The sequence below is a fragment of the Chryseobacterium indologenes genome (assembly GCF_018362995.1).
Taxonomy (GTDB): domain Bacteria; phylum Bacteroidota; class Bacteroidia; order Flavobacteriales; family Weeksellaceae; genus Chryseobacterium; species Chryseobacterium indologenes_G.
Map to the genome: position 1 here is coordinate 1,738,289 of NZ_CP074372.1, position 24,946 is coordinate 1,763,234.

General features: G+C 35.7%; 22 protein-coding genes. 13 read left to right on the plus strand and 9 right to left on the minus strand.

What is annotated here, in order from left to right; translation table 11 throughout:
- The first annotated feature begins 9 nt into the window (after positions 1–9).
- The 4 genes from DYR29_RS07855 to DYR29_RS07870 all read left to right on the plus strand — a co-directional run bounded on the left by DYR29_RS07855 (position 10) and on the right by DYR29_RS07870 (position 4,383).
- Positions 10–3,084, plus strand: coding sequence for a deaminase domain-containing protein (locus DYR29_RS07855; RefSeq protein ID WP_213280010.1), 3,075 nt, complete (start codon positions 10–12; stop codon positions 3,082–3,084).
- A complete protein-coding gene (locus DYR29_RS07860; RefSeq protein ID WP_213280011.1) occupies positions 3,084–3,365 on the plus strand; it encodes a hypothetical protein in 282 nt (93 codons plus the stop codon). Before DYR29_RS07855 ends, DYR29_RS07860 begins: the two co-directional genes overlap by 1 nt.
- A gap of 227 nt (positions 3,366–3,592) precedes the next feature.
- Positions 3,593–3,988, plus strand: coding sequence for a hypothetical protein (locus tag DYR29_RS07865; protein ID WP_213280012.1), 396 nt, complete (start codon positions 3,593–3,595; stop codon positions 3,986–3,988).
- A gap of 44 nt (positions 3,989–4,032) precedes the next feature.
- Entirely contained in the window at positions 4,033–4,383 is a 351-nt protein-coding gene (locus tag DYR29_RS07870) for a hypothetical protein (RefSeq protein WP_213280013.1), read from the plus strand.
- Between the two features lie 292 nt (positions 4,384–4,675).
- Here DYR29_RS07870 and DYR29_RS07875 read toward each other — a convergent pair whose 3' ends face one another.
- From DYR29_RS07875 to egtD, 5 genes are read right to left on the minus strand one after another with little or no spacing between them, the layout of a single operon-like run.
- Positions 4,676–5,833 (minus strand): MalY/PatB family protein, encoded by a 1,158-nt coding sequence (locus DYR29_RS07875; protein ID WP_213280014.1) that lies wholly within the window; start codon positions 5,831–5,833, stop codon positions 4,676–4,678.
- 11 nt (positions 5,834–5,844) lie between these two features.
- The gene (locus DYR29_RS07880; protein WP_213280015.1) at positions 5,845–7,410 is read right to left on the minus strand and encodes an ABC transporter permease/substrate-binding protein; all 1,566 of its coding nucleotides are present in this window, start codon (positions 7,408–7,410) and stop codon (positions 5,845–5,847) included.
- Entirely contained in the window at positions 7,407–8,327 is a 921-nt protein-coding gene (locus DYR29_RS07885) for an ABC transporter ATP-binding protein (RefSeq protein WP_213280016.1), read from the minus strand. Before DYR29_RS07885 ends, DYR29_RS07880 begins: the two co-directional genes overlap by 4 nt.
- Before the next feature lie 8 nt (positions 8,328–8,335).
- Complete coding sequence (egtB, locus tag DYR29_RS07890; protein WP_213280017.1) at positions 8,336–9,526, minus strand: ergothioneine biosynthesis protein EgtB; 1,191 nt, start codon at positions 9,524–9,526, stop codon at positions 8,336–8,338.
- 16 nt (positions 9,527–9,542) lie between these two features.
- Complete coding sequence (gene egtD, locus DYR29_RS07895) at positions 9,543–10,523, minus strand: L-histidine N(alpha)-methyltransferase (RefSeq protein WP_213280018.1); 981 nt, start codon at positions 10,521–10,523, stop codon at positions 9,543–9,545.
- A gap of 361 nt (positions 10,524–10,884) precedes the next feature.
- On the opposite strand from egtD, the gene DYR29_RS07900 reads away from it, so the two are divergent.
- From DYR29_RS07900 to DYR29_RS07910, 3 genes are all read left to right on the plus strand, one after another.
- Positions 10,885–13,281 (plus strand): hypothetical protein, encoded by a 2,397-nt coding sequence (locus DYR29_RS07900; RefSeq protein WP_213280019.1) that lies wholly within the window; start codon positions 10,885–10,887, stop codon positions 13,279–13,281.
- A 393-nt stretch (positions 13,282–13,674) separates the two neighbouring features.
- On the plus strand, positions 13,675–14,829 hold the full coding sequence (locus DYR29_RS07905) for a helix-turn-helix domain-containing protein (RefSeq protein ID WP_213280020.1): 1,155 nt from the start codon (positions 13,675–13,677) through the stop codon (positions 14,827–14,829).
- Between the two features lie 140 nt (positions 14,830–14,969).
- The gene (locus DYR29_RS07910; RefSeq protein WP_213280021.1) at positions 14,970–16,028 is read left to right on the plus strand and encodes a serine hydrolase domain-containing protein; all 1,059 of its coding nucleotides are present in this window, start codon (positions 14,970–14,972) and stop codon (positions 16,026–16,028) included.
- Positions 16,029–16,410: 382 nt separating this feature from the next.
- Here the strand turns inward: DYR29_RS07910 and DYR29_RS07915 are convergent, their stop codons facing one another.
- On the minus strand, positions 16,411–16,932 hold the full coding sequence (locus DYR29_RS07915; RefSeq protein ID WP_213280022.1) for a hypothetical protein: 522 nt from the start codon (positions 16,930–16,932) through the stop codon (positions 16,411–16,413).
- 92 nt (positions 16,933–17,024) lie between these two features.
- Here DYR29_RS07915 and DYR29_RS07920 point away from each other — a divergent pair, with 92 nt between their 5' ends.
- The 3 genes from DYR29_RS07920 to DYR29_RS07930 all read left to right on the plus strand — a co-directional run bounded on the left by DYR29_RS07920 (position 17,025) and on the right by DYR29_RS07930 (position 18,302).
- Complete coding sequence (locus tag DYR29_RS07920; protein WP_213280023.1) at positions 17,025–17,306, plus strand: helix-turn-helix domain-containing protein; 282 nt, start codon at positions 17,025–17,027, stop codon at positions 17,304–17,306.
- 428 nt (positions 17,307–17,734) lie between these two features.
- On the plus strand, positions 17,735–17,926 hold the full coding sequence (locus tag DYR29_RS07925; RefSeq protein ID WP_213280024.1) for a hypothetical protein: 192 nt from the start codon (positions 17,735–17,737) through the stop codon (positions 17,924–17,926).
- The gene (locus DYR29_RS07930; protein ID WP_213280025.1) at positions 17,913–18,302 is read left to right on the plus strand and encodes a hypothetical protein; all 390 of its coding nucleotides are present in this window, start codon (positions 17,913–17,915) and stop codon (positions 18,300–18,302) included. Before DYR29_RS07925 ends, DYR29_RS07930 begins: the two co-directional genes overlap by 14 nt.
- A gap of 367 nt (positions 18,303–18,669) precedes the next feature.
- Here DYR29_RS07930 and DYR29_RS07935 read toward each other — a convergent pair whose 3' ends face one another.
- Positions 18,670–19,461 carry a hypothetical protein gene (locus DYR29_RS07935; RefSeq protein WP_213280026.1) on the minus strand — a complete coding sequence of 264 codons (792 nt, stop codon included), beginning with the start codon at positions 19,459–19,461 and terminating at the stop codon, positions 18,670–18,672.
- A 339-nt stretch (positions 19,462–19,800) separates the two neighbouring features.
- Between DYR29_RS07935 and DYR29_RS07940 the strand changes: the two genes are divergently transcribed.
- Entirely contained in the window at positions 19,801–20,481 is a 681-nt protein-coding gene (locus DYR29_RS07940) for a hypothetical protein (protein WP_213280027.1), read from the plus strand.
- A gap of 716 nt (positions 20,482–21,197) precedes the next feature.
- Complete coding sequence (locus DYR29_RS07945; protein ID WP_213280028.1) at positions 21,198–21,686, plus strand: GNAT family N-acetyltransferase; 489 nt, start codon at positions 21,198–21,200, stop codon at positions 21,684–21,686.
- A 22-nt stretch (positions 21,687–21,708) separates the two neighbouring features.
- Here the strand turns inward: DYR29_RS07945 and DYR29_RS07950 are convergent, their stop codons facing one another.
- Positions 21,709–22,629: a helix-turn-helix domain-containing protein gene (locus DYR29_RS07950; RefSeq protein ID WP_213280029.1), complete on the minus strand. Its 921-nt coding sequence runs from the start codon at positions 22,627–22,629 to the stop codon at positions 21,709–21,711.
- 61 nt (positions 22,630–22,690) lie between these two features.
- Positions 22,691–23,521, minus strand: coding sequence for an SDR family NAD(P)-dependent oxidoreductase (locus DYR29_RS07955; RefSeq protein ID WP_213280030.1), 831 nt, complete (start codon positions 23,519–23,521; stop codon positions 22,691–22,693).
- Between the two features lie 222 nt (positions 23,522–23,743).
- Between DYR29_RS07955 and DYR29_RS07960 the strand changes: the two genes are divergently transcribed.
- Complete coding sequence (locus DYR29_RS07960; RefSeq protein ID WP_213280031.1) at positions 23,744–24,808, plus strand: serine hydrolase domain-containing protein; 1,065 nt, start codon at positions 23,744–23,746, stop codon at positions 24,806–24,808.
- Positions 24,809–24,946 lie beyond the last annotated feature (138 nt).

Genomic DNA, 24,946 nt, shown 5'->3' on the forward strand with positions numbered 1-24,946 from the left:
ACCAATACCATGAGCAGACACAAAAAAACATTTGCGCCCAGGTCCGGCAGGTCCGATAAGCAAAAAAACAATAATAAAGAGGATAAAGAACAACAAGAGCAGATCATCGATCAAGACAACAAAATATCTCTCGCAAAAACAGAAGTTACCCAAATAACATATGATCCTTTTAAAAACAGGGCATTCAGTAAAATAGAAAAAAATGGATCTGTTATTCAATTATTTGATAAAGGGCAGCATGTAGCAGCACTTAATAATGCACTTGAAAAGTTAGGGCATACAGTATCCGAGAACAAAGCTTATTTTGACGATAAAACAAGGCTTGCACTCATCAACTTTCAAAGCAATAACGGAATTACACGCTCTGGAATCTTTGATAAGAAAACTTTGTTGAAAATGAATGAGGGAACAAAAAATTCAGATGAAAGGGAAACAATCAAAAATGCCCCATTACCAAATAAAAAAACAGAATCGGACAAAAGCAATAAAGGGACATCTGAACCTGCATCTCGTTCAGAATCTAAGCTTGAAAGTCAAGAATTTTTCCAATCATCTTTCCAAACAGGCAAAGATCCTATAAAATTAAAAAAATGTAACCCTGAACACGCACTTGATTATTGCTTAATCGTCAGCTTCATTCCCACTACAAACATCCCAAAAGGAAATACAATTGAAGGATACGCTATTTATTATCAGGCTGTATATGGTGGTAGTAAAGAGAATGCAATAAAAGTAGCTGAACGCTGGGGTGAAGACGGTAGAATAAACTTTGCAAGAGAGATTAAAGCAGGAACACCAACAAATGTAAATGTACCCCTTGAGAAATATCTTGATAATCTTTTCTTTGGAGCACCAAAAAACGAATCTGCCAGAGAAGCTTTAAAGCAAAAATTATTAGGAATTGTAGACAATGGTAAAGATAAAAAAGATGAAAAGGAAATTAACAGAGAAGAGCTTAACAAATTTTTAACCAACGAATACAGTAAAATTACAGAGGATAGTGAATATATAGCACTAAAAAACAAACTAAAATCATTAAAAGCACCTGAACTATCTCCAAAAGGCAAAAAAGCAGCTGCGATTTTAGAGAAAACCCCTAAAAATAGCGAAGCACAAGACATATTAATTGAAGAGTTTGAAAAATTCGGAAAAGAAATGGCTCTTTATATGCTTCAAATTAACAGAAAATTAATTCTTACAGAGGCAGAGAGACATGGTATTTGGCTGCCATATGGAGAACATAAAAATAAATTACAGGAACTTAAATCCGGTATAGAAGCTTATAAAAAACAAATGGCTGCTATACAAGCTAGCCTGCCTAGTTTTAAAGAGCAGCAAAAGCTATATCAAGAAGCATACGATGCTGTTGGCAGGGATCCTTATGCAACAGACATTCATGATCAAAAAGTAAATAAAGCATCAGGAATTGAAAGAAAATACTCTGCCAGAAATGAAATTTACAGAGCTATTCCTATTTTATCAATAGGTGATGATTTCAACAATAAAGGGATGAAAGCCGAAAAGCAAGAATGGGCTCCTGATTGGGAAAATTTTGATTTAAAAACCGACGAACAAATTATATCTGATTTAAAAAACAGCATTATAACACAGTTGGAAAAAATAAATGAAGCTGAAGAAAATATAATAGATGAAGATTTAGATTTCATTTGGGATTTAGGAGAACTTATTCCTATTTCTATACAACAGGCAGGTATTTCCAGCAATAAAAATGCTGTGAAAGTCATACAAGATAAAGTACGGCAGGAAGCGAAATATGAACTTATAAAAAATATTATTCTTATAGCCGGAGGTATCATTCTTTCCATTGTATCCTTAGGGCAAGCTACTCCATTTTTATTAGCTATTTTAGCCAGCGGAGGTACTTTAGCAATTAGTACATATTATGTAAAACAGGAGATTCATGACTATAACTTAAACCAAAGTCTATATGATGCCTCAATACAAGTCGGACAGGTGCTGCAAGGTAACGATCCAAGTTTGGCTTGGCTGGTACTCGCCATTGCAGGTGCTGCGTTAGATGCAGGATCATTAGCAAAAATACTAAGATCAGCTAAACCTATTTCTGTGGCGGCCAAAACATTTAATGATGCCGACGATGCTACAAAAGCATTAGCCACTTTAGAAAGTGATCTACTTAAAATCGAGGGTCTTGAAAGAAAAGTAAGGGAAAATATTATTAAACAGGCTAAAATACAAGCCCAACAGCAAAAAATACTGGCTGGCTTTGTAAAAGCAAAACAACTTACTTACGCAACAATACCAGGTTTGGCACAAACAGGCGAATTATTAGCCAGAGCAGTATTTGCTATTCGGAAAGGAATTGTTACATTTGATAGTTTTGTAGCTGAACTCAAACTAACCAAACTCATAAGCGAGACAGGATTAACCCCTGAGCAATTGCTTGTGGTTAAAAATACCTTTGAAAAGGCAAAAACTTTAGCCAAAGATGACAAGCTGGCTATCGAGCTTGAAAAAGCAATGGCAGATAATGACCTTGTAAAGGTGAAGAATTTACTGGAAGAAACAGATAAAGTACCTTCTAAATTAGTTGAAGACCAAAACATTTATAGAGGCTTTAGCCGTGATTACACAAAAGCAAAAAGAACATTCAAAGAGTTTCGGGAGAATAAAAAATATAATTTAAAAAAACAACTTTCAGGCGAGGAGCTTGCTTTAGAAACCGGAAGATTTGAGAAAAGAAATTTAGCTTATATTGAAGGAGAAATAGATGGGCTTAAATTTAATTCTTCTGATGTTGTAGTAAGTGGCAATAAATACGAAGGAGAAGAGATATTTGAAACATATAAAGTTGATAAGAATGGAAATATAAATACTCCTGATGCCTGGAGTAGAGAATTTGATACTGAATACGTTGAATTAAGTAAAATTGCTAATAATCTAGGCGCGAAAAAAGGAAAAATATATACAAATATTAAAGGGGAAATTACAATTGCATCAGAATTACCTTATTGCATTTCTTGCCAGGGAGTAATTCAAGATTTCAGCAAAATGTTTCCAAATGTAAAAATAAATTTGGTTGACGGAATTAAAAATATGAAATAATGAAAATAGGCAGCGCTTTTTATGCAGACATTGCAGTAATACAATTTACTCATTGGTTTAATAATCAAAACAATACACAAATTTGTGCATATGCAGAATATAAAGAAGGTGTACCTTTTGTAGAAATTGATTTTAAGGACACTAGTAAAGAATTAATTTTTAAATATACACTTCGACTTGGAGAAATACAAAACGAGCTATCTCAAAAAGAAAAGTATTCGTTAGACTATCTAAAATACCCTCTCCCGCCAAAGGAAGATGACAAATATCGGTTAGATTAAATAAAATTTAGATTCACCCACTGCCACTCGATTATATTGTGTGGCTTTTATTTTTCAAAGATGAGTTTTGCTGCTGTAATTTACATGATAATTTTTTTAAGCATTTTTAAGCATATTTTTGTTTTTAAAATATTTGATTTATAAGATTAAACCACACGAAAGGATTATCGGTTACTGGGAAATTAAAAAAATAGAATACCATATAGAATTAGTAATTAAAAATCAATATGATTAAAATAAACGCAGAGATAGAAAAGGATGGAGAATCTTTCTTGTTCTATGTAAATATTTCCAATATATCTGAAGAGACATTAAAGCTAAACCTGTCTAATAATACGGGTGGGCTTGTAAGAGAAACAGTTCATTTATATGATAAAAATAAGGATAGATCACATAAAGGAGTAAGCTATATGATTCCTATAGATGATGTTACCAATCTAACTTCAATTGAAACAGGAGAATCTGCTCAGCTTATATTAAAAGCGAAACTTGAAGAAATAGAGAATGACCTTTTTCTCGATTTTAAAGGAGCTAATTTTAATGTCAAACAAGATGAAACCTATTATTTTCAAATAGAATATCTTGGTGAAAAATCAAATATGGCGTCTTTCAATATTGACTAAAACACTCAAATTTTGAAGAATCCTTAGACAAAGATGATTATACAATGACAAATTCGCATGATAAAAAAAACGAAATAACCAGACAAAAATTATTTGATGGCGATGAACAAGAATGCCTAAAAGAAATTTTTGAAATAGAGAATCAAAAAATTAAATTGATTGATTTTTACAACAGTCCGTTAAGAGATTTAAAAAAAGAAATAGATGATGAAAGTTTTGATACCATCGTCAGAGAAAGTGAATTTAATGTAAGAAGCAGTTTCATTGAAAAATATCTATCTAAAGAGGGATTAGAAGTTCATTATCTGAAAAAGAATGATGTGATCTATTTGTTTTCATATGGGGAATTTCAGCCCGGAAGGTATATGTTATTTTTAGAAAGCATTTATCAATAAGTAAAAAATACAACCAGAGCAGATTATTTCTGCTCTGATTTTGATATCTGATTAGCAACTATTTATTTTCAGAAGTAGTGATGAGTTGTCTGAAAAGAGCATATCTTTTTCAGTCGCTACTTTGCTTTCTTGTCATTCACATAAACAGAGATACTGTCTATCCAGATTCCCAATACAGGAATATTTCGCATTTTCATATATTGTAATGAAAAGGTATTTAGTGAAAGAGAGTTTTCTGTTCCAATATAACAAATCAGCAAAATACCCTCTATCTAGTAATTCTGTTCCTGTTTCAGGCCTTCAAAGCTTTTTTTAGCCGTTCCAGACCTTCCATCAGAAGCTGCCTCGGACATCCGATATTGATCCTCAGGAAACCTTCCCCATTTCCACCATACATGGTTCCCGAATTAAGCCAAACCTTACCATCCATCAGAAGAATTTTTGACAGCTCATCAGAAGTTTTACCGAATGAACGGCAATCCAGCCAAACCAGATATGTTGCCTCCAAAGGAATCACTTTGATTTCAGGCAGATATTCACTACAAAAGTTTCTCAGAAATATAAAATTCTTATACAGATAGTCTTTCAGTTCAGCCATCCACTCATGTCCTTTTGTGTAAGCTGCAATCAACGCTTCCATGGCAATTGGATTAGGATAGCTGTTTTCCTGAAGTTCCAGCATTTTCCGGGTCTGCTCCAATATATTTTTGTTCCTGGAGATCAGATACGATATCGGCAGCCCTGAAAAATTAAAAGTCTTACACGGCGAACCACACGTTACCGACTGAAGTTCATAATCCTGAGCTATTGAAACAAAAGGAATATGCTGACGGTTATTAAAAATCAAATCAGAATGAATTTCATCAGAAACCACCATCACGTTATTCCGTGAACAAATGTCAGCTACTTTCTCCAGATCTTCTCTTGTCCAGACTTTCCCCACCGGATTATGCGGATTACAGAACAACAGAAGTCTTGTTTTCGGATCAGAAGCTTTCTTTTCAAGATCATCAAAATCAATTGTGTAATTTCCGGCCTCATATTTCAGATCATTGCAAACAATATGACATCCGTAATTTTCTAAAATGGTAAAAAAATGATTGTAAACAGGAGTCTGCAAAATAATATTTTCATCAGGCTTCACAAAAGTACGAATGATGACCGAAAGTGACGGAAGAACGCCTGTTGCAGGCAAAAGCCACTCTTTTTCTATCGTAAAATGATGATTTGTTTGCCACCAATCGATAACAGACTGATGAAAATTTTCAGGAATAGTGCCATATCCGAAAATACCATGAGAAACCTTCTCAGAGATAGCCTGAACCACTTCCGGAGCGGTTTTAAAATCCATATCAGCAACCCACATAGGTAAGATATCAGCCTTTGCCCAGTCCCATTTTACGGAATGACTTCCTCTTCGTTCTATGATTTCGTCGAAATTGTACTTCATGTGTAAGGTCATTAATTTGAATCCAGATAATTCTTCAGGTCTGAAATATTTTTAATATTAAGTTCATTCGCCTGTTTCCTTCGCATCATCAAAGCATACGCATTATTAAAACCAAGTGGTTTCAGCCATTCAATTCCGTACTGTTTCTGAAATTCCAGATTGACATAATCCAATGTTTTTTCCGGGATCTTAGAGACTTCTTCTATCGTTTTTGCCGAAGGTTTTAGCAAAACCAGCAGTCCGGTTCCTGTATATTCGGGATAAAAATCAATTGCATCATTCATCAGAGCATCAAAGCAGATTTTCGTTCCGCCAAGTCCTGTTTTTGTTTCCACTTTATAATCGGTATAGCCTTCGATGAGCATTTTGTAAATTTCGGCAAGAATATACTGTTCACCAAAAATTTTTGACCCGATTTTTATGGTTTGTGAATTTCCTTTGCGTGGATCTTTATACAAGTTCGTTCTTATTAAAAAGTCTTTAGCAATTTTCTCAGGAGTCTGTTTAAGATAATCGGCTTTATAATTCAGATCTGTCATGATTGAATCATTGAACTTCCCTGCTAAAAGGTTCAGTGTTTTTTCCAGTTCAGGAAACTTTTCCAGAGTTTTTGTTTTGATCACCGGAGCAGCAAAATAAGGAGGAAAAATCTTCTTGTCATCCTCCAGAACATATAAATCAAAAGCCTTGATCCTCCCGTCTGTAGAGTATCCGCTGATGAGGTCCAATTCTTTTTCGTAGGCTGCTTTGTACATGATGGCATCACTTACCACCAGTGGATGTGCATCAAGCCCGTATACCGAACGAAGCCCCAGATCACCGTCCTGCCGTCCCATAAATTCAGGTGTAAAGCCTGCCTTAAGCTTCTGGTTTGAAGCCGAAGCAAAAAGATAAATAGCCCCAATAATCACCAATACAACCGGGACAATATATTTTAATTTCTTTATAGACTGATAACTTAATTTCTGTAAAACGGCGATGGTCTGATCCAAAAGAACAGCCAATAACGCTGCCGGAATTGCACCGGCCAGAATCATATTGGTATTATTGAGAGAAATTCCGCCAAAAATAAACTCACCCAAACCTCCTGCCGCCACAAATGAAGCTAAAGTAGCCACCCCAACATTGATAACCGCTGCTGTTCTGATTCCCGCAATAATGACTGGCATTGCCAAAGGAAGCTGAACTTTGAAAAGCAACTGTCTTCTGTTCATCCCCATTGCTTTTGCAGCCTCAGTTACCGCCGGATCTACTTCCGTAATTCCGGTATACGTATTCCTGATGATAGGTAAAAGCGCGTAGATCAGCAATGCAACAATAGCCGGAGTTGCCCCGATCCCGAAAGCAGGAATCATAAAACCAAGCAGCGCAATACTGGGAATAGTCTGTAAAATTCCTGCAATTCCCAAAACAGAACCTGACAATTTTGTCTTTCGGGCAATGAGAATTCCTAAAGGCACTCCAATCATGATCGCCAGAAACAGAGACAAAAAAGTAAGCCCCAGATGCTGTACAACCTGGGTAAGAAGTTTCTCATGCTGCTCTGTGATAAACTGCCAAAAACTCTGCTCACTCATACAGTCTGGAATTTTCGGTATTCATTAAAAGCCTTCACCAGATTTTCGTAATCTTCGGAAAGCGAAGTATCCGCACTCAACTGCTGCAACGCATCCCATACACTTGAGTTTTCTGAAAACTGAAGTTCTTCATAGAAGCGGCTTCCTTCAATCAGAGAAGACATATCTTTCAGTTTGGCCACTTTATATTCCAGTAAAAGCCTGTTTTTGGCAAAGAAATTTTTAACGAAATCATTGTTGGGCTGATACAGCATTTCTTTCGGAGTTCCTGTCTGAATAATTTTCCCCTGATCCATCAGGCAGATTTTATGGCCTAAATCGAATGCTTCCTGAACATCGTGGGTAACCAGAATAATTGTTTTATTTTTAAGCTCTTCCAAAGATTTGAATTCTGCATGAATATCGGTTTTGGTAATATTATCCAGCGCTCCGAATGGTTCGTCCATCAACAAAACAGGTGAATCCGCAATCAGAGCCCTGGCAATTCCTACTCTTTGCTGCTGTCCACCGCTTAATTCGTTTGGAAACCGTGTAAGTATCTCTTCTGAAAGATGAAGTTTGTGCAATAATTCAAGAGTTCTTCTGACTGTCTTTTTTTTATCCCATTTCAGCAAATCGGGAATGACTGCTATGTTCTGTTGTATGGTGTAATGGGGAAACAATCCGGAATGCTGCATGACAAATCCGATTCCCATACGTACCTCTTCCACTTTTTGTGACTGAATATTTTTACCATCAATCAAAATAGTTCCGGAATCTACTTCAATGAGACGGTTGATCATTTTCAGCATGGTTGTTTTTCCGCAGCCGCTTGTTCCTAAAAGCACCAGAATTTCTTTATCATTGGCCTGAAAAGAAATAGCATCAACCGCTTTTTTTCCGTTAAAACTTTTTGAAACCGATTCAACTGTAATCATAGGCAAAATTATTGTGCAAGTCTGATTCCGGTAAACTGCCACTGTAAATGAGTCTGAAAAAAATTACGGTACGTATTTCTGCTGTGCCCGGGCGGAGTGGCCACTGAAGCACCACGAAGCACCATTTGATTCACCATAAATTTCCCGTTATATTCTCCCACAGCTCCTGCTTCTTTTTTATATCCCGGATACGGAAGATAAGCAGAATTGGTCCATTCCCAGCGTTTTCCCCATTCAAAATATTCTGATGCAACTTCCCATTCCGCTTCGGTGGGCAGGCGTTTCCCTTTCCACGAAGCAAATGCGGAAGCTTCAAAAAAACTGATATGGCAGACCGCTTCTTCCAGATTAATTTCCTGTAAACCGTGTAAAGTATAATTCATCCATTTTCCATCAATAAAATGCCAGTATAAAGGGGATTTTGCATTATTCTGCTTCACCCAATCCCAGCCTTCTGCATGCCAGTGTCTGAAATCTTCGTAGCCTCCGGCTTGAATAAATTCTAAATATTCTTTATTGGTCACTAACTGACTGCAAATTTTAAAATCATTCAGGTATACTTTGTGTCTTCCGAGCTCATTATCAAAACAGAAACCTTCCCCTTTAAAACCTATTTCATAAACTCCTTCTGAAAAGCTGATCATTTCTGAGTTTAAGTCAGTTTCGTTTTTTGAAATATTTTCTTTTTTGTAAGGAGGAAATAAAGGATTGTGTCCTAAAATATATTTGATATCTGTCAATAATAATTCCTGATGCTGCTGTTCGTGGTTTAAACCTAATTCCAGCAGAGCTTCCAGTGATTCTGTAAGATATCCGTTCTGAAGAAATTCATTCATCTTCTGATCTACATATTCCCGGTATTTAAAAACATCCGAAACAGACGGGCGGCTAAGATTTCCTCTGTCAGTACGGATAACACGGGCACCGATGGTTTCGTAATAGCTGTTGAAGACAAAATTATACTGAGGATCAAAAACTTCATAACCCGGAAAATTGGGCTGTAAAATAAAGGTTTCAAAAAACCAGGTGGTGTGTCCCAGATGCCATTTCGGAGGACTCACATCCACTACAGGCTGAACCACATAGTCTTCAATTTCCAAAGGACTGCAAATCTCAACGGAATGATTTCGGATTTCAGAGTAACTTTTTGTCCAGTTTTTATGAGGATTTGCTTTTACAAGTAATGCATCTTTTTTCATAAAAAATCATTTTAAATTATACCATCCAGATAGAATCTACAAACCAGTTTTTAGTATCTTTAATCTCAACAAGGATATGAAACCCCGAGTCTCCAGCCAGTTTTTTGATGTCCTGTTCAGAAAATTTCTGAGAAATTTCCATATCAATCAGCTCATCTTTTTTAAATTGAAACAAATGGTTTCCCACATGAACTTCCTGATCACAAAGACTTACCAGAAAACTCCTGCAGGCTCCTGAAACAGGGTCATAATTTTGATAGTGCTGAAAATTTTCCAACTTGAAGTCAGCTTTAAGTTCGCGGTTGATTCTTGTCAGAAGATTAAGATTGAACGAAGCGGTAATTCCAGCAGGATCGTTGTAAGCCGCAAGAATGGTTTTCGGGTTTTTCTTCAGGTCAAAACCTACAAGAAATAAATCTCCGGTATTCAGTTTTCTTTTCACTTCACTGCAGAAATGTCTGGCTTCCTCACTTTCCATATTTCCTATATTCCCGCCTAAGAAAAGGACTACTTTTTTCCTTTTTGAAATCCCGGTGGCTTTATCAAGCATATCAAAATACTCTCCTTCCAACGGTAAAATTTCCAGTTCAGGCAGTTTTTTCTTCAGGTTTTCCTGCAAAACAGAAAGAATATTTCCTGAAATATCGATAGGCATATAGGTGAAATCGGTTCCTTTCTCCACTAAATGCCTAAGAAGATAAGATGATTTCATTGCATCACCTGCTCCTAATTCTATGAGATCAAAAGATTCATTGATATTGGAAATTGCTTTTGCAAGCTCCTCTGTTTTATTCTGAAATATATCCAGCTCACAATTGGTAAGATAATATTCCGGCATGGCCATAATCTGCTGGAAAAGACGGTCGCCTGCTTTGTCGTAAAAATATTTTGAAGATAATTTTTTCGGATGAGCGGACAGGCCTTTTAAAACGTCCGAACCGAAATTATCGGCACCATCATCTTTAAAATGACAATCCTGTTTTAACTGTACATTCATAGTTTACATTTTGTTTTGGTGGATCATTGAGTACAACTATCTTGCCGACACCGGAATTACTTTCCGAATACCTATAAGCTTCTCCAATTCATCTAATTAAAGATAAGATTTATTTACGGTTTTGATGTACCACATCTTATTTTATTGATAAAATACGGAACCTTTCCCGAATACTTTTTTTAAATCAGAGTGTTTTAACGGAATCTTTTTCCGAGAAAACTGCGCCAGTATTGCTGTTAAAAACCTGTACATCAAAATCTGAAAGAAATGCTTTTTAAATTGGATAATTATAAGTTTTTAACCTTTTCCGAAGTCTTTAAATGACTAAATTAGCCCAGAATTAAAATGCGCTGAGATTTTTATGAAAAATATATTCTGTGTTTTGCTTATTTCAATGGTAACACCTGTGCTCGCACAAACCAAACTGGAAAAAGCAATTACCAATCTTGAGGATAATTATGAACAAGAGAAAGTATACCTGCTTACCGACAAATCACAATATGCCGCCGGTGACAAAATCTGGTTCAAAAGCTTTGTATTTGACGGATATAACCGTTCTGCACTATCCACTACTCTATTTGTAGAATTGTACAATTCTGATAAAAAATTAATAGACTGGAAAACGGTACTTCTTACCAATGGTGAAGGCAGCGGAGATTTTCAGCTGAAAGAAGACCTTCCCGAGCAGGTTTATTTTGTGAGAGCTTATACGCCTTACATGACCAATTTTAACGAAGATTTTCAGATTGTTAAAACCCTTCCGGTTTACAACCCTAACTCCACAGAATCATTAGTGATTACTAAAAATTCTGACTGGTCTGCAAAAGCCTTTCCGGAAGGCGGAACTTTCATTAACGGGATGCCTACAAAATTTGCGGTAAGATTGTCTAGCAATTCTTCTTTACCGGAAAACTGGACCGGAAAAGTAATTGATGTACAAAATCCAAAAACACCCGTCACTACATTTAAATCTTTTGATAAAAATGTTGCTTCCTTTACAATAACCCCTGCATCAGGAAAAAAATACCAGGCTGTCATTCAGGATAATGCAGGAAAAAGCCAGACAATAGATTTACCTCAGGCTGCAGACAGCGGTCTGAATGTAGAAGTTCACAGCTCTAAGGAAGGAATTAAGTATTCCTTAAAAGGCGTTAACCTAAAACAGCAGCTTCAGGGATATAAAATTGTCGGACTCATCAATAATCACCTTGCTTACAGAGCGAATATCAATCATTTAACGAATGAAGCATCAAGTCTTATTCCTACAAAAATCAGCAACGGAGCGAATGGTGTTTTGCAACTGGTCGTTTTTGATGAGCAGGACAATCCTGTGGCCCAAAGACTTTGCTTTATAAAACCCGGCGATTTAAAGATTGAAAAAGCAGAAATCATAGCGCAGAGCTTAAAACAAACTCCAAGGTCTTTCAACAGCATTGATCTTTCTCCGGAGTCTTATTTCAAAAATTATACTGTTATGGTAAGTGAAGATGATGGCACCCAAACTCCTGATGAAGAAAATATTCTGAGCGCGCTTTGGTTAACGGGGGATTTTACTTCAAAAATAGACAGCCCGGCACAATATTTTTCTAAAAATGCCAATACTGAAGCTTTAGATGCACTTCTTATTTCTGAAAACTGGAAGAGATTCGACTGGAATTCCGTACTCAGCGGAACCGCTCCCACCATTAAAACCCAATCTCAGCAATATCTTTCTTACAGAGTAAAACCTATTAAAAACAATGCTCTGCTGATCAACTCTACTGTAAATTTAGTATTGCAGTTAGGCAAAAATCAACCTGCCTTTAATCAATTTAAAACAGATCAAAGCGGCTATGTTTATTTAAATAATCTCAACAATGATGAACCTGTGAATGTTTCATTATTTGTCAATTCAGAAAATAAAGAGTCAAGTACTGATAATTTATTCGTTACCGTGGAACCACTGGTAAATCCTTCAGAATTTAAAGGTAATTTCCCGGGTACAAAATATACATTGGTAAAATCTGCTAAAAGCAAAACCCTTCCTCCTGCAATTGCCAGAGCCATCAATACTCAAAAAAACATCAGAAAGAAAGAGAGTAATGATATCCAGATTCAGGAAGTAGCATTAGTAGGAAAAAAGAAAGATCCGAAACAGGAATTGGATAAACAGCTTTCCAGCGGAATGTTCAATTCTGTAAATTCTACTGTATTTGACTTTGTTAATGAAGATCAGCATGCCACAGCATATACTAATATATTAGACTGGCTGCAGGGAAAAGCAGCAGGTTTAACACTTCAAAGAAATAATTCAGGAGTAAACGTACCATACATCAGAGGCCAGCAGGCCAAGCTATATTTAGATGAGGTACTTACTGATGGCTCCATGATTTCATCCCTTCCCGTCAATAATATTGCGATGGTAAAAATTATCAAAGGATCAGGGTTAATAGGTGATGCCGTAGCCATCTACACCATGAAGGGCAATATGAAATCTAAAACCAATGAAAAAGAAGTTCCAAAGAACAACTCAGCCATCATCAAAGGATATGATAAACCTTCAGAGTTTCCTATTGAAATGATAGATGATGATGCTCCGGAAAAAATTGAAAATGATACCAGAGAAACCCTTTACTGGAACCCGAATTTATTTGACAGCGATTACGTTCCGCCAAGAATTAAATTCTTCAATAACGACAGCGCTAAACAATATAAAGTACTGATCATAAGTTTTGATGAAGATGACCATATCCTCTTTGATCAGCAGATTTTAAAATAATAAAAAAGCCTTTCAATGATCTTGAGAGGCTTTTTTAGTTTTGAAGCGGAAAGCTGGAGGCTGGAAGTTATGATAGTTATAAAAATAGCTGTTTGTCTTTTTAAGGGATAATAACTTTCGTTTTTGTCATTGGCTACGCTCAATCTCCTGTTTCAATTTCTGACGGGAAATTGTCATTCTGACGAAGGAAGAATCTCATAGATCATCCATCAATACCCCTCAAAGTAACTTTCTGCTTCCCTCTTCCAGCTCCCAACCTCTTCACTTCCATTTTTTAAAACGCACAAACAAATATTCTGTTCCTTTTTTGAAACCTGCCAGCTTATGTTTTTTAAATAATTATATTTACGAAAGCAAAAGCCGGATCAAAATACAGAACATAAAGCATTATGAATGGATAAAATGAATTTATTAAGTATCGTAACGATAATCTCATTGTTCGTTTCATGCTTTCTTGTATTTTTTCTACTTACAGTCAAAACAGAACACAAAACCAGTAATCGTCTTTTTGCTTTTTTCCTTATTCTCACTGCCATAGATGTGAGTGAGCCTTTATTGAATTCAGTTTCTGACGGTCCTTCCAATCTGGGAATGCTGAGAAATACATTTGCGTTTTTACAGATTCCTGTTTTCTATCTGTATGTGCTGTCTGTTTGTTATTCTGACTTTAAACTCAGACCAAAATACCTCGTTCATCTTCTTCCCTTTTTAGTTGTGAATGCTATTTTGCTTCCCCGTTTTTACGCTGTAGATACTGCTTCTAAAGTTGATTTTCTTGTCAATCATCAGCACATGGCAGAGCTTCAATTCAACCATATCCTGTTTCATATTCAGGTGATTGTTTATTTTACTGCTGTATTTCTGCTTTTAAGAAAGGCTAAAAAACTCTACCTTGAAAATAATGCCGGCACCCATGTCAATTCCTACAACTGGCTGTTCCAGTTTACGGTGGTGCTTACCATTTTATATTCCATTGCTCTTTTGAAGAATATTTTCAAGTTTTCGGATTATCCTTACCTCTCAGAATGGATAAAGATAGGAGCATTGGTCCTTCAGCTTTTTATTGTGTGCTGGTATCTGTACAAAGCACTGAATAATCCAGACCTTTTTAGAAATATTGATTCCAAATTAAAGCTTGCTTCGGATCTGATTTCCGAAGAAGAAAATGATACTTCCGAGGCTGTCAATGAAAATATACACAATGAAGAATTACTGAAGCTGAAGGAATTCATGATGGAAGAAAAACCGTTTCTTAATCCTTCTTTAACCATACAGGATATTTCAAAAGAGCTCGAAATTCCCGTTCGTGAGTTATCTGTTCTTATCAACCATCAATTGGGACAGCATTTTTACGATTTTGTAAATACCTATCGTATTGAGCATGCCATGAATATTCTAAAAGATACTACAAAAAGTAAAGTAACCATTCTTGAAATCCTGTACGAAGTTGGTTTCAATTCAAAATCTTCATTCAATACTGCTTTTAAAAAGCATACAGGGAACACACCGACAGAGTATCGCAACTCATTACAAAACAACACCTTGTAATTACTCGTACTCACTTCTCACATTATCCGAACGTATTTTTTCAGACCAATGAGGCCGAATACTTTTATTCGGTCGCGTAGATCTGAGCACTTCCACATCTTTGTATCGAAATCATTTTTAACTATTAAAATAACGATACAATGAAAACTTCATTCACTCTTTTAGCAGTACTTTTACTAATGAGTACTTTTACTTTTGGACAGAACATTTCCAAAAAAATAGATTCCATCATCAAAGACAATTATCAAAAGAATCCGGACGTTGCCATCAGTGTTGGATTTATCAGTAATGATGAAGAATATTATACGGCTTATGGAAAACTTAGCAAAGAAAGTTCTGTTGATATTAACAAGAATTCCATATTTGAAATTGCTTCTATAACTAAAATTCTGACTTCAAATTTAATTGCCCAGGCCGTTATTGAGAACAAGCTAAAACCGGAAGATTATATTGACAATTATCTGCCTAAAGCTTATATTTTACAGAAAAACCTCAAAAACAAAATCAGAATTTCAGATCTGGCCTCTCACCAGTCTGGTCTGCCGGATATAGATTTCGCCAAACTGATAGAATTAAATCCGCAACAGCCGGTAAGTAATGTCACAGAAAAAACACTGACTTCCATTGTCAACAACTGCAATGAACTCATTGATTATGGTAAATACCGCTATTCTACCATTGGCTATACACTGCTGGGACAAATACTGGAAAAAGTGTACGGTAAAAGCTATGATGAAATAATCCGTGAAAAAATAATCATACCTCTACAGATGACCAACACTTTGACAAAAGATTTCAATGTGAAAAACATCACAGCGGGCTACAATCCCAATGGCGGTGTTCAGGAATTTTTCAAGTGGAACATTACAGCGTCTGCAGGATTGGTAAAATCTAATGCCTCGGATATGCTCACCTACCTGAAAGCAGTTCTTAACAGTGGAAATCCAATATCTGAGGCCGCACTGCTCACAGAAAAGCTTTACTATAAAGATGAAAAAAGAGAAATGGGACTAGGTCTTACCATTAGCACAGATGATCAGAATACCATTTATCTGAAGTCTGGCGATTCTATGGGTCAATCTTCCATAATCTGTTACAACAGAGCAAAAAAATGGGGTATAATTATCCTTTTAAACCAAAGAAATTCTAAAATGAGACAAAACCTACTGAATGAGATCTACGAAAAAGTCCTGAAATAAATCTCCAACACCATAATACAAAATCCAGAAAGTGCTTTCTGGATTTTTTCATGTATTATGAACCATTTCAGGAAAACCAAGAGTGCGACAAAGTCGCGGATAAAGCCGTATGGCTATGCATTCGCTTAGAAAAATCAATGAAATTGATTCCATCCTTGCTCCCTTGTAATAGGATAACAATAGTAGTAAACCTTTGCGTTAAATCCTTAGCTTATCACTGTCATTCTGACGAAGGAAGAATCTCTCTGAAATACTTGAGATTCTTCATTACATTTCATTTCATTCAGAATGACAGCGTTTGAAATACAGATGTTGCCATACCAACCATCCGCCACTTATGGCTCAAACTATCTTCCTTCTTCCTTCTTCCAGCTTCCCGCTCCTACCTCCCTCTCCTTTCCAGCATAAGATGCCCCGCATCCAGCATTTTTATCAGATGAATATATGGATTGATGATATTTCTTTCCGGCAGATTTTCATACATGCCCATTGAGAAATAGACCATCCCGGACATAAAATAATCAAACTCTTTGACGCTGTATTCTTTGAATGCTTTTTTAAAAACCAACACTGGATTTTGGTATTCTTTCTCCGAAAGCAAGCCGAGAACCCATGGAGAAGGATTTTCCAACGGAGGATCTGCAACCCATTTCTTTCCTTCTAAATGGATGAGGTAGCACGCACGCACAAACGAGCGCACCGCCTGATGAAACTGAAAAACTACCGACGGATCTTCATTGATCCAACTATTTCGCTTTAGGGCGTAACTCATAATGCTGTTTAGCTTCTCTTTAGAGGCTGCCAGATCATTGAACTGGTAAAAGTTCTCTATAAGCTGTAACCCGGAGCGCTTCTTACCGCTTTTCCAAAGCTGAGGTTCAAAATGTGTGCTTGTCTTTTTCATGTTTGTATTTTTTTATAAATGTAATAAAAAAAATAAAAAGGATACTTATAAGTATCCTAAATTTTAAACCTAATCTTAGAATTTTACAGTTAATGAATGATATCGAACTTAATAACTGTAAAAAAGCTCTTGGTTATAGAATTTCTGAATTAAGAAAGAAAGTTATAAACCCTGATACTAATAAGCCTATCTCACAAGAAGAACTGGGGTTAAGAACCGGACATGCAAAAAAGACAATAGGAGAATTGGAAAGAGGTAATACTAATCCACGATATGACACTCTACTTATAATAAGTAAAGAACTTAATGTTACAATACAAGAACTTTTTGATTTTGATATGAAAAAATATATTAAATTATCAAATAAGTCCTGACGAAAGTTGGGATTTATCCATTTATAAACTTTGAATACATTTTTGTTATTAACGGAAAACCATAAAGTCATTGATTTAAAGAAACCTCAGGGAATAAGCTTTTTAAAGATAAAGTTTCTCCATTGGGATTGATTCAAAGAGGAAATGAGTCCAAGTTAAACATTTTATGCACTTAATTTCAAATTTCAAAAGTTGTAATTTGATTTATCAGAAATTAATAAAATAGTAAATTTAATGCGTCAAGTATTGTCGTAATTGCAAATTAAGTTTGTGATAGATAAAACCTATAAACAATTAAATTATGCTTTACAAACCTATAAAACTCATGAAATGACTACAAATTGTTATGAAAAAAGTTGCAATGGAATAAAAATTGTTTAATTTTGCAAACATAACAGAGTATAAATAACCAAATAAAAATAACAGATATGTCAACGAAAAAAAATGATATGGATCTTATTCTTCATTATATGAAGAATAATAACATAGAGTTGACGATTGATAACAATCCAACTCAAGAAAAGATTAATAGAATTTTAGATTCTATTAAAGCAAAACCGCAATTGATTCAAAAAACAATTGATAACTATAAGACAATTTCAGATAATGCCGTTTGTTAATAAAGACGAATTTGACGGAACACAATATTATACAATAAAAACAGATTATAAAGTTCCCTATCAAGTTACATTTGGTAGGGACTTAATTTATAATAGAGTATCTATACACTTGTTCCCATTAATAGACCCTGAAGATGATAAATGTGACCATCAATTAAAAAGAGATGTTTGTGATTGTATTATTGACTATTTTAATGTTAATAATACAGTTATGAAAGTTCACTTTGAGTTGGAACTAAATCATGAAAGAAATAATGTAAGATTATATAAATTTCTAAAATGGGGAGAAGCACACAGACAGAATTTTAATATTTCAGCAGATATTATTAAGATTAACAATGTTGATTATGTTGATGTAGCAATATCTCGAGCATAATAATAATAAAAAGACTGATTTTAAATCAGTCTTTTTATTTGAATAATTTAGTCAAATTGATAACTTTTTAAAATTCTTAACTCCTCGCTACCGTACGAAACCTTTCGGGTGGTGCTAATCTAAAACAAAACTTATAAAATAAATCCTTCAGGATTCTGAAATTTGTAATTACGACTCCAAAAAACCATAGAATACAATCGTGCGGTAGCGGGGGGAAAATTAGACATTCTAAAAACAATAATATATCTATTGCGCTGTTGTATCAATAATCTTTCACACGAAAAACTAAGCCGTAGTTTGATATACATTATGAATCTTCTGGTAGCAAATCACTCGGTTGCTACATAGTTCAGTAGTTTGATTAACTTTAGTTATCGTATTGCACTCCTTTTCCATACCCATATCCATCTGATAATTCAATATGTGTAAACCCTTTTTCGTGTATCATATCAAAATAGCCCAACGTTTCAAATTTCCTAAACCATACATCATTAAAAAGAACGTATGTTAGTTTAATTTTTTTATTATCTTTTCCAAAAACTTTAACCTTAATATCTAAGCTTCTATCAAGTAACAAATTTCTAAAATCTTCTCCATATTTTAAACGTGCTTGAGATTCTTCCGCCAATTGTTTCTTATTAAAATCAGCACTCTGTTTTTTACCAATTGCATTTTCATTTTTCACTAATGAATCTCTGGTTTTTATAACCCTATTTTCAAATTCAGATCCTTTAGATTTTTTAGCAAGTCCGGTAAATCTTATAATTTCAGTATCAACAAAATATTTTTGTGATTTTAATATTGAATAAGCATTTTTAACTTCATCAGATAAACCTTTGATAGGGATATCATGTTGGTTTAAAATTTCAATTTCGTTGTCTTCGGCTAATTTTTTAGCAGAAATTTTATCTAATTCATCCTTCTTTTCTTTTTCAGTCAATATTTCTTCTTTTGATTTATAAAAAGTATTCACATAAAAAATTGAAATAAAAGTCATTACCAATCCAAAAATCAATACTATTTGCCTAGATTTTTCTGTGGATTTCAGATTTTCAGCTTCAGTATTATTGGGAAGCTTATTTCGTTTAGATTTTATTATTATGCTATTTACTAGAAATACAATAAATAAACATATTAGGATTGTTGCAAAAGTTATCATAGTTACAAAATAGTTTTAGTTAATTTTTGTAGATTATTCTATTTTTTAATGCTTCTAATTTTTTTTCAAATTTAAATAATAGTGATATGGAGGAATTGTGGAAAACCGTAAAATCAGAATATAAGTAACTGTACCAGCTCCCGCAAGAACCCTTTCTTGTCCTTTTAATGTTATAGATCAAACATTCTAAAAACCCGATATAAAGTTTTTTTTCATTAGAATAATCTACATCACTGCAGTATCAGGAGATTCTATTTCAAACAAAACCCTGTTCTATTTTCCAATATTGAAGAGAGTTCCCTATATTTGAAATTATAGAACATCCCCAACACTTACCATATGAAAACAACACTTAGCTATCTGTTTATTCTGTTATATGCTCTTGTAAGTGGTCAGGAAAAATCTATCATTAATGACCTGAAGTTTTCTAACTATTCCGGGCATCCCAAAACCATCACAGAGATTATCACTTATTCACCGGAGAATAGCTATAAAAATATCTCTTATTATGACAAAGAGGGTTTTCTGACAAAAATAGAATATTACAATGCTATCGGAAGCGGACCTTCTCATGAAAGGTCTATCAATAAAATCATCACCTACCATTCAAAGGACAAAGCCAAACGCTATTTTGAAGCCTTTAATCCTGGAAATAAGAAGATAGAAACTACAGGCTGGTTTGAAAAAGTTTCGGATTCTCTGTACAAAAGAGTTTCAAAAGATTCTGTTCACAATATATCTCTTAGCAAGCTGTTTTATTTCGACAAAAATAACCGTCTTATAAAAACAGAAGAAACCGGAAATTTCTTTGAAACCCCGGTTAACAGCACTATTTTTTACACTTACATCAATGAAATGAGAAGTGAAACACTTCTTGAAGATGCCACTAAGCAAAAAAAATCTAAGCTCATTTATAAGAATGTAAAACTTGATCCGCAAGCCAACTCCATTTATGAAGAATTAGTGGATGATCAGGGAGCAATACAACAAAAAATAGAAAGAGTATTTGAATATTATTAACCAAGCTGGTTCAGTGCTTTCTTAAAAACATAGAATTCAAATACAAAGGCTGAAAGCACTTTCAAAGAGCCTCCGGACATTTCCACAAGTATCCGGAAGGATTTTCCAAACTGTCTGCAACACCTTCAAAAATAATCTGCACCACTTACCTATGTGTCCGGAACCACTTACAGAAATATCTTCAGCTTCTTCCCAAGTCACTCTGACCACTTAAAGAACTGTCTACAGACACTTAGATAAGTGCATATTGACAATGATATAAGTGTGTCCCGAAACCTATAAACTGCCTCCAGACCGTTATCTAAGGGGCTCTACCCACTTATCATACCCTCTCCAGGGACTTCGGAACAGCCTCTACCCCTTTGAGCAAGTGTGTCTAGCCTCTTAAGTAAGGGTATCTACCCCCTTGGGTAAGGGGGTATAGGGGGTTGTATAAGGGGGTAAAGGGTGTTACACAAGGGGCTCGAGGGACTTATCAAAGAGGGGCTAGCCCCTTATCATAGTGGTTCGAGGGACTTCTGAAGGGGTAAAGGGATAAAGATCTTTTTGCTAACCTCAATAAACTACTGACATAACAACCACTTCCCTACTTTTCATGAAGTTGAAGAGATTCGAACCCTCATCAAATCTTGCAGAGAGGAAGGGATTCGAACCCCCGATACATTTTGATCCCAGTATTTAATTATATTTGAAGATCAACCAACACACCCATTAACATGAAAAACAGTAGTTATGAAATACAACTCAGACCAACCACAGTAGCGGATCTGGATATCCTATTTGAATTTCAGCTTGAGCCTGAAGCCAGGCATCTGGCAGCCTTTATGTCAAAAGATTCCACCGATAAAGAAGCTTATCTGGCGAAGTTCACAAGATTGCTGGCTGATCCTACTATCAACAATCAGACAATTATGGCAGGTAATGAGATCGCCGGAAGTATTGCCAAATTTATCATGGAAGGGGATGCAGAAATCACCTATTGGATTGATAAGCCTTTCTGGGGAAAAGGGGTTGCCACAACAGCATTGAAAGATTTTCTCACTCTTGAAACCACAAGGCCAATTTTCGGACGCGTTGCTTTTGACAATCTGGGTTCGCAAAAAGTGCTGGAAAACTGTGGTTTTGTCAAAATAGGTACAGATAAAGGCTTTGCCAATGCCAGACAAACGGAGATCGAAGAATTTATTTACAGACTCGACCGTTAATGCAGATCATGTACAGTCAAGATTAATTGAAAGACTTCCTGAACTCCAAAGGAGAAAGCTTGGTTTTTGTTTTAAATAAATTACTGAACGACTGGGAATGCTCAAATCCCAGTGCATACGCCACTTCACTTACAGACAGGCTGGTGGTGGAAAGCATTTCTTTGGCCTGGCTGATCAGTTTGTCATGAATATGCTGCTGGGTACTCTGCCCCGTTAAAGAACGCAGCATATCACTTAAATAGCTGGGTGAAAGATGGAGGTTTTCTGCAAAATAACTTACTGTAGGTATTCCTTGATTAAGAGACATTTCATCTTTAAAATATCCATCCAGCAAATCTTCAAATTTTTGCAGAAGACTGCTGCTAGTAGCTTTACGGGTGATAAACTGGCGCTTATAAAAACGGTTGGCATAGTTAAGGAGCAATTCTATCTGAGAGATCATCACATCATGGCTGAAGTCGTCAATACGGCTGTTGAGTTCAGATTCAATAAAATTAAAGATAGAAAGTACCGTATTTTTCTCTTCTTCAGAAAGGTGCAGGGTTTCTTTCGTAGAATAGGAGAAAAAACCATATTGCTTTATCTTCCTGGCGATGGGATATCCCAAAAAGAAGTCAGGATGTATGAGCAGAGAATATTGTGAACAGACGGTATCACTGTTTCCGTTCCCTCCTATCACCTGGCCGGGTGCCGCAAAGAGCAGTCCGCCTTCATTAAAATCGTAGTAGCCCTGTCCGTATTCTATCCTGCCGTCCAGTTTGGGTTTATAGGATATTTTATAGAAACTCAACACATGTTTTTGAGACAGTTTATCTGTTGCCACCAGATTGTGCGCCCCATTCATTAAGCTAATGAGAGGATGCTTGGGGGTTGGCAGTCCGAAAAACCGGCTGGCTTCTGATAATGATTCAAATTTGAACGGAGTTTGATCTGTCTTTTTCATAAATGGTATTTTAAAGGTACGAAAAACCGGCTATAATTTTATAACCGGCTGTTACTGTTTATTATGATCCCTGCGCTGCGCTGGAAACTTCGTCCCACGCTTCCCAGAGATTGATTCTTTCTGCATATACAGACTTCACCAAAGGAAGGTTATGACTTCCCAGATGGAAACGCAACGGCGGATTTTCAGCATCTACCATTTTGAAAAGCGCTTCTGGCGTCGCTCTAGGGTCTCCTTTCTCATAAGACTGAATGGTCTTTATAAACTCCGTCTTAAAGTCATTGTACACCTCCATGTTCTGGGAAAATTTCAGTGAGTCCTGACTTCCAAATTCTGTAGCATACGCTCCCGGTTCTATAATGGTCACTTTGATCCCGAATTGTTTGATCTCTTCCGCAAGACTCTCATGGATGGCTTCAAAAGCCCATTTGGAAGAACTGTAATACCCAATCACTGGCAATGTAACGTGTCCGAGATTGCTTGATGTCCCCAGAATATGCCCGTATCCCTGTTCTCTCATAATCGGCAATACCGCCTGAATGACACTTACAGGACCCAGAATATTGGTTTCATATAAAGCTCGGATTTCATCTGCACCTGCCTCTTCAATAGTTCCTACCAGCGAATATCCTGCGTTGTTCAGTACGATATCCAGCTTCCCGAAATGCTGGTGGGCTGTATGTACGGCTTCTTTTACCTGCTCAGGCTGGGTAACATCCAATGCTAAAGTAAGTACGTTATCACCGTATTTCTCTTTAAAATCGGCAATGCTTTCCAGTCTTCTTGCGGTGGCCACCACTTTGTCACCACGTTCCAACGCTGCCTCAGTCCAGATGCGTCCGAAACCTCTTGATGCTCCGGTTATAAACCAGATTCTATTTTGCTGTATCATAATTTTAAAATGTTTTTTTGATAAAGCAAAATTATAAAGCCTGTCTCCTGAAATTGTAGTCTAATCGCAGACCTTTGTAGGCGAATTGAGGATCTTTAAGCTGAAGCAAAACTACAAGAGCTTTTAAACACTTAACTGAGCTTTGGAGGATAGAAACGCCATACGATGTAATATTCTTACTCATCCGGTTGTTTTATAAATGACTAACCACAAAGACTCATCATGAACATTAAAATCACATTAGTACTTCTTTTTATTTCCAGTTATTTTTTTTCACAAACCATCAATCCGGAAAAATTAGATCAATACTTCAGTTATATTGAAAAGAATAATCTGGGAGTGGGCAGTTTATCGATTTTTAAAAACGGCAAAGAGGTTTATTCTAAAAATTTCGGACAAAAAAACATCCCGGAATTAACTTATCATAAGGATACTAAATATCAGGTAGGCTCTGTGACCAAAATGATTACAGCTGTTTTAATTTTCAAATTAATTGAAGAAAACAAACTGACTCTCAATACTCAACTTTCTGAGTTTTATCCGGAGATTCCCAACTCTGATAAAATTACCATTAAAAATCTGTTAGAGCATACCAGCGGGCTGGGAAGCTATGTGGTGAAAGATGGAGAAGTATGGGTTACCGGAAAAGTGAATGACAAAGAGATCATGGATCTGATCATCAAACAGGGGAAGAGTTTTGAGCCGGGTGAAAAGGTAGCCTATTCTAACTCTGCTTATTATCTTTTAAAGAAAATTCTCGAAACAAAATATGAAAAAACGTTTTACAGGATCGTACAATCAGAAATTATAAAACCTCTCCGGTTAAAAAATTTAACGCCTTTCAAAGCCCATCAAAAAAATACATTTCTTCCTTATCGTTATGAAAACAATTCCTGGAGCATGTTGAAAGATGAAATAGACTTTCTGAATGTAATTGGCGTGGGTGATATCTCCTCAACACCTTATGATCTGAATATTTTCATCAACAGTTTATTCCATAATGTCATTCTGAAAAAAGAAACACTGAAACTGATGGAGCCTGTACTGGGAAAAGAAAACTGGGGAAGAGGAATGGCAATCTGGGACTTTGACGGCATTACATTTTACGGTCATGGCGGAGATACCTTAGGATCACACGCCATTCTCATCTATAATAAGGAGGCAGATCTCTCCATCGCTTATAATACCAATGGAGAACGGATTAAGAAGGAGGACTTCATAAAAAATGTGGTTAATCTCCTTTATAACAAAGAAATTACGCTTCCTGAAATCAAAGACAAACAGTAAGATCTACATAATAGTTTGAATGCCATGAAATAACAATTACCCATTAAAAAATACATGGACATCTGTTTTATAAATATACTGAACAGGTAGCAAAAAGCTAAAAGTATCATTGAACTCAATGGTACTTTTTTATTTATA

Coding starts and splice junctions, on each gene's coding strand:
- DYR29_RS07930 (WP_213280025.1), top strand. CDS start 17,913: ATGCCGTTTGTTAATAAAGACGAATTTGACGGAACACAATATTATACA.
- DYR29_RS07955 (WP_213280030.1), bottom strand. CDS start 23,521: ATGATACAGCAAAATAGAATCTGGTTTATAACCGGAGCATCAAGAGGT.
- DYR29_RS07950 (WP_213280029.1), bottom strand. CDS start 22,629: ATGAAAAAGACAGATCAAACTCCGTTCAAATTTGAATCATTATCAGAA.
- DYR29_RS07855 (WP_213280010.1), top strand. CDS start 10: ATGAGCAGACACAAAAAAACATTTGCGCCCAGGTCCGGCAGGTCCGAT.
- DYR29_RS07935 (WP_213280026.1), bottom strand. CDS start 19,461: ATGATAACTTTTGCAACAATCCTAATATGTTTATTTATTGTATTTCTA.
- DYR29_RS07870 (WP_213280013.1), top strand. CDS start 4,033: ATGACAAATTCGCATGATAAAAAAAACGAAATAACCAGACAAAAATTA.
- DYR29_RS07860 (WP_213280011.1), top strand. CDS start 3,084: ATGAAAATAGGCAGCGCTTTTTATGCAGACATTGCAGTAATACAATTT.
- DYR29_RS07900 (WP_213280019.1), top strand. CDS start 10,885: ATGAAAAATATATTCTGTGTTTTGCTTATTTCAATGGTAACACCTGTG.
- DYR29_RS07910 (WP_213280021.1), top strand. CDS start 14,970: ATGAAAACTTCATTCACTCTTTTAGCAGTACTTTTACTAATGAGTACT.
- DYR29_RS07925 (WP_213280024.1), top strand. CDS start 17,735: ATGTCAACGAAAAAAAATGATATGGATCTTATTCTTCATTATATGAAG.
- DYR29_RS07905 (WP_213280020.1), top strand. CDS start 13,675: ATGGATAAAATGAATTTATTAAGTATCGTAACGATAATCTCATTGTTC.
- DYR29_RS07875 (WP_213280014.1), bottom strand. CDS start 5,833: ATGAAGTACAATTTCGACGAAATCATAGAACGAAGAGGAAGTCATTCC.
- DYR29_RS07945 (WP_213280028.1), top strand. CDS start 21,198: ATGAAAAACAGTAGTTATGAAATACAACTCAGACCAACCACAGTAGCG.
- DYR29_RS07880 (WP_213280015.1), bottom strand. CDS start 7,410: ATGAGTGAGCAGAGTTTTTGGCAGTTTATCACAGAGCAGCATGAGAAA.
- DYR29_RS07885 (WP_213280016.1), bottom strand. CDS start 8,327: ATGATTACAGTTGAATCGGTTTCAAAAAGTTTTAACGGAAAAAAAGCG.
- egtB (WP_213280017.1), bottom strand. CDS start 9,526: ATGAAAAAAGATGCATTACTTGTAAAAGCAAATCCTCATAAAAACTGG.
- DYR29_RS07940 (WP_213280027.1), top strand. CDS start 19,801: ATGAAAACAACACTTAGCTATCTGTTTATTCTGTTATATGCTCTTGTA.
- egtD (WP_213280018.1), bottom strand. CDS start 10,523: ATGAATGTACAGTTAAAACAGGATTGTCATTTTAAAGATGATGGTGCC.
- DYR29_RS07960 (WP_213280031.1), top strand. CDS start 23,744: ATGAACATTAAAATCACATTAGTACTTCTTTTTATTTCCAGTTATTTT.
- DYR29_RS07865 (WP_213280012.1), top strand. CDS start 3,593: ATGATTAAAATAAACGCAGAGATAGAAAAGGATGGAGAATCTTTCTTG.
- DYR29_RS07915 (WP_213280022.1), bottom strand. CDS start 16,932: ATGAAAAAGACAAGCACACATTTTGAACCTCAGCTTTGGAAAAGCGGT.
- DYR29_RS07920 (WP_213280023.1), top strand. CDS start 17,025: ATGAATGATATCGAACTTAATAACTGTAAAAAAGCTCTTGGTTATAGA.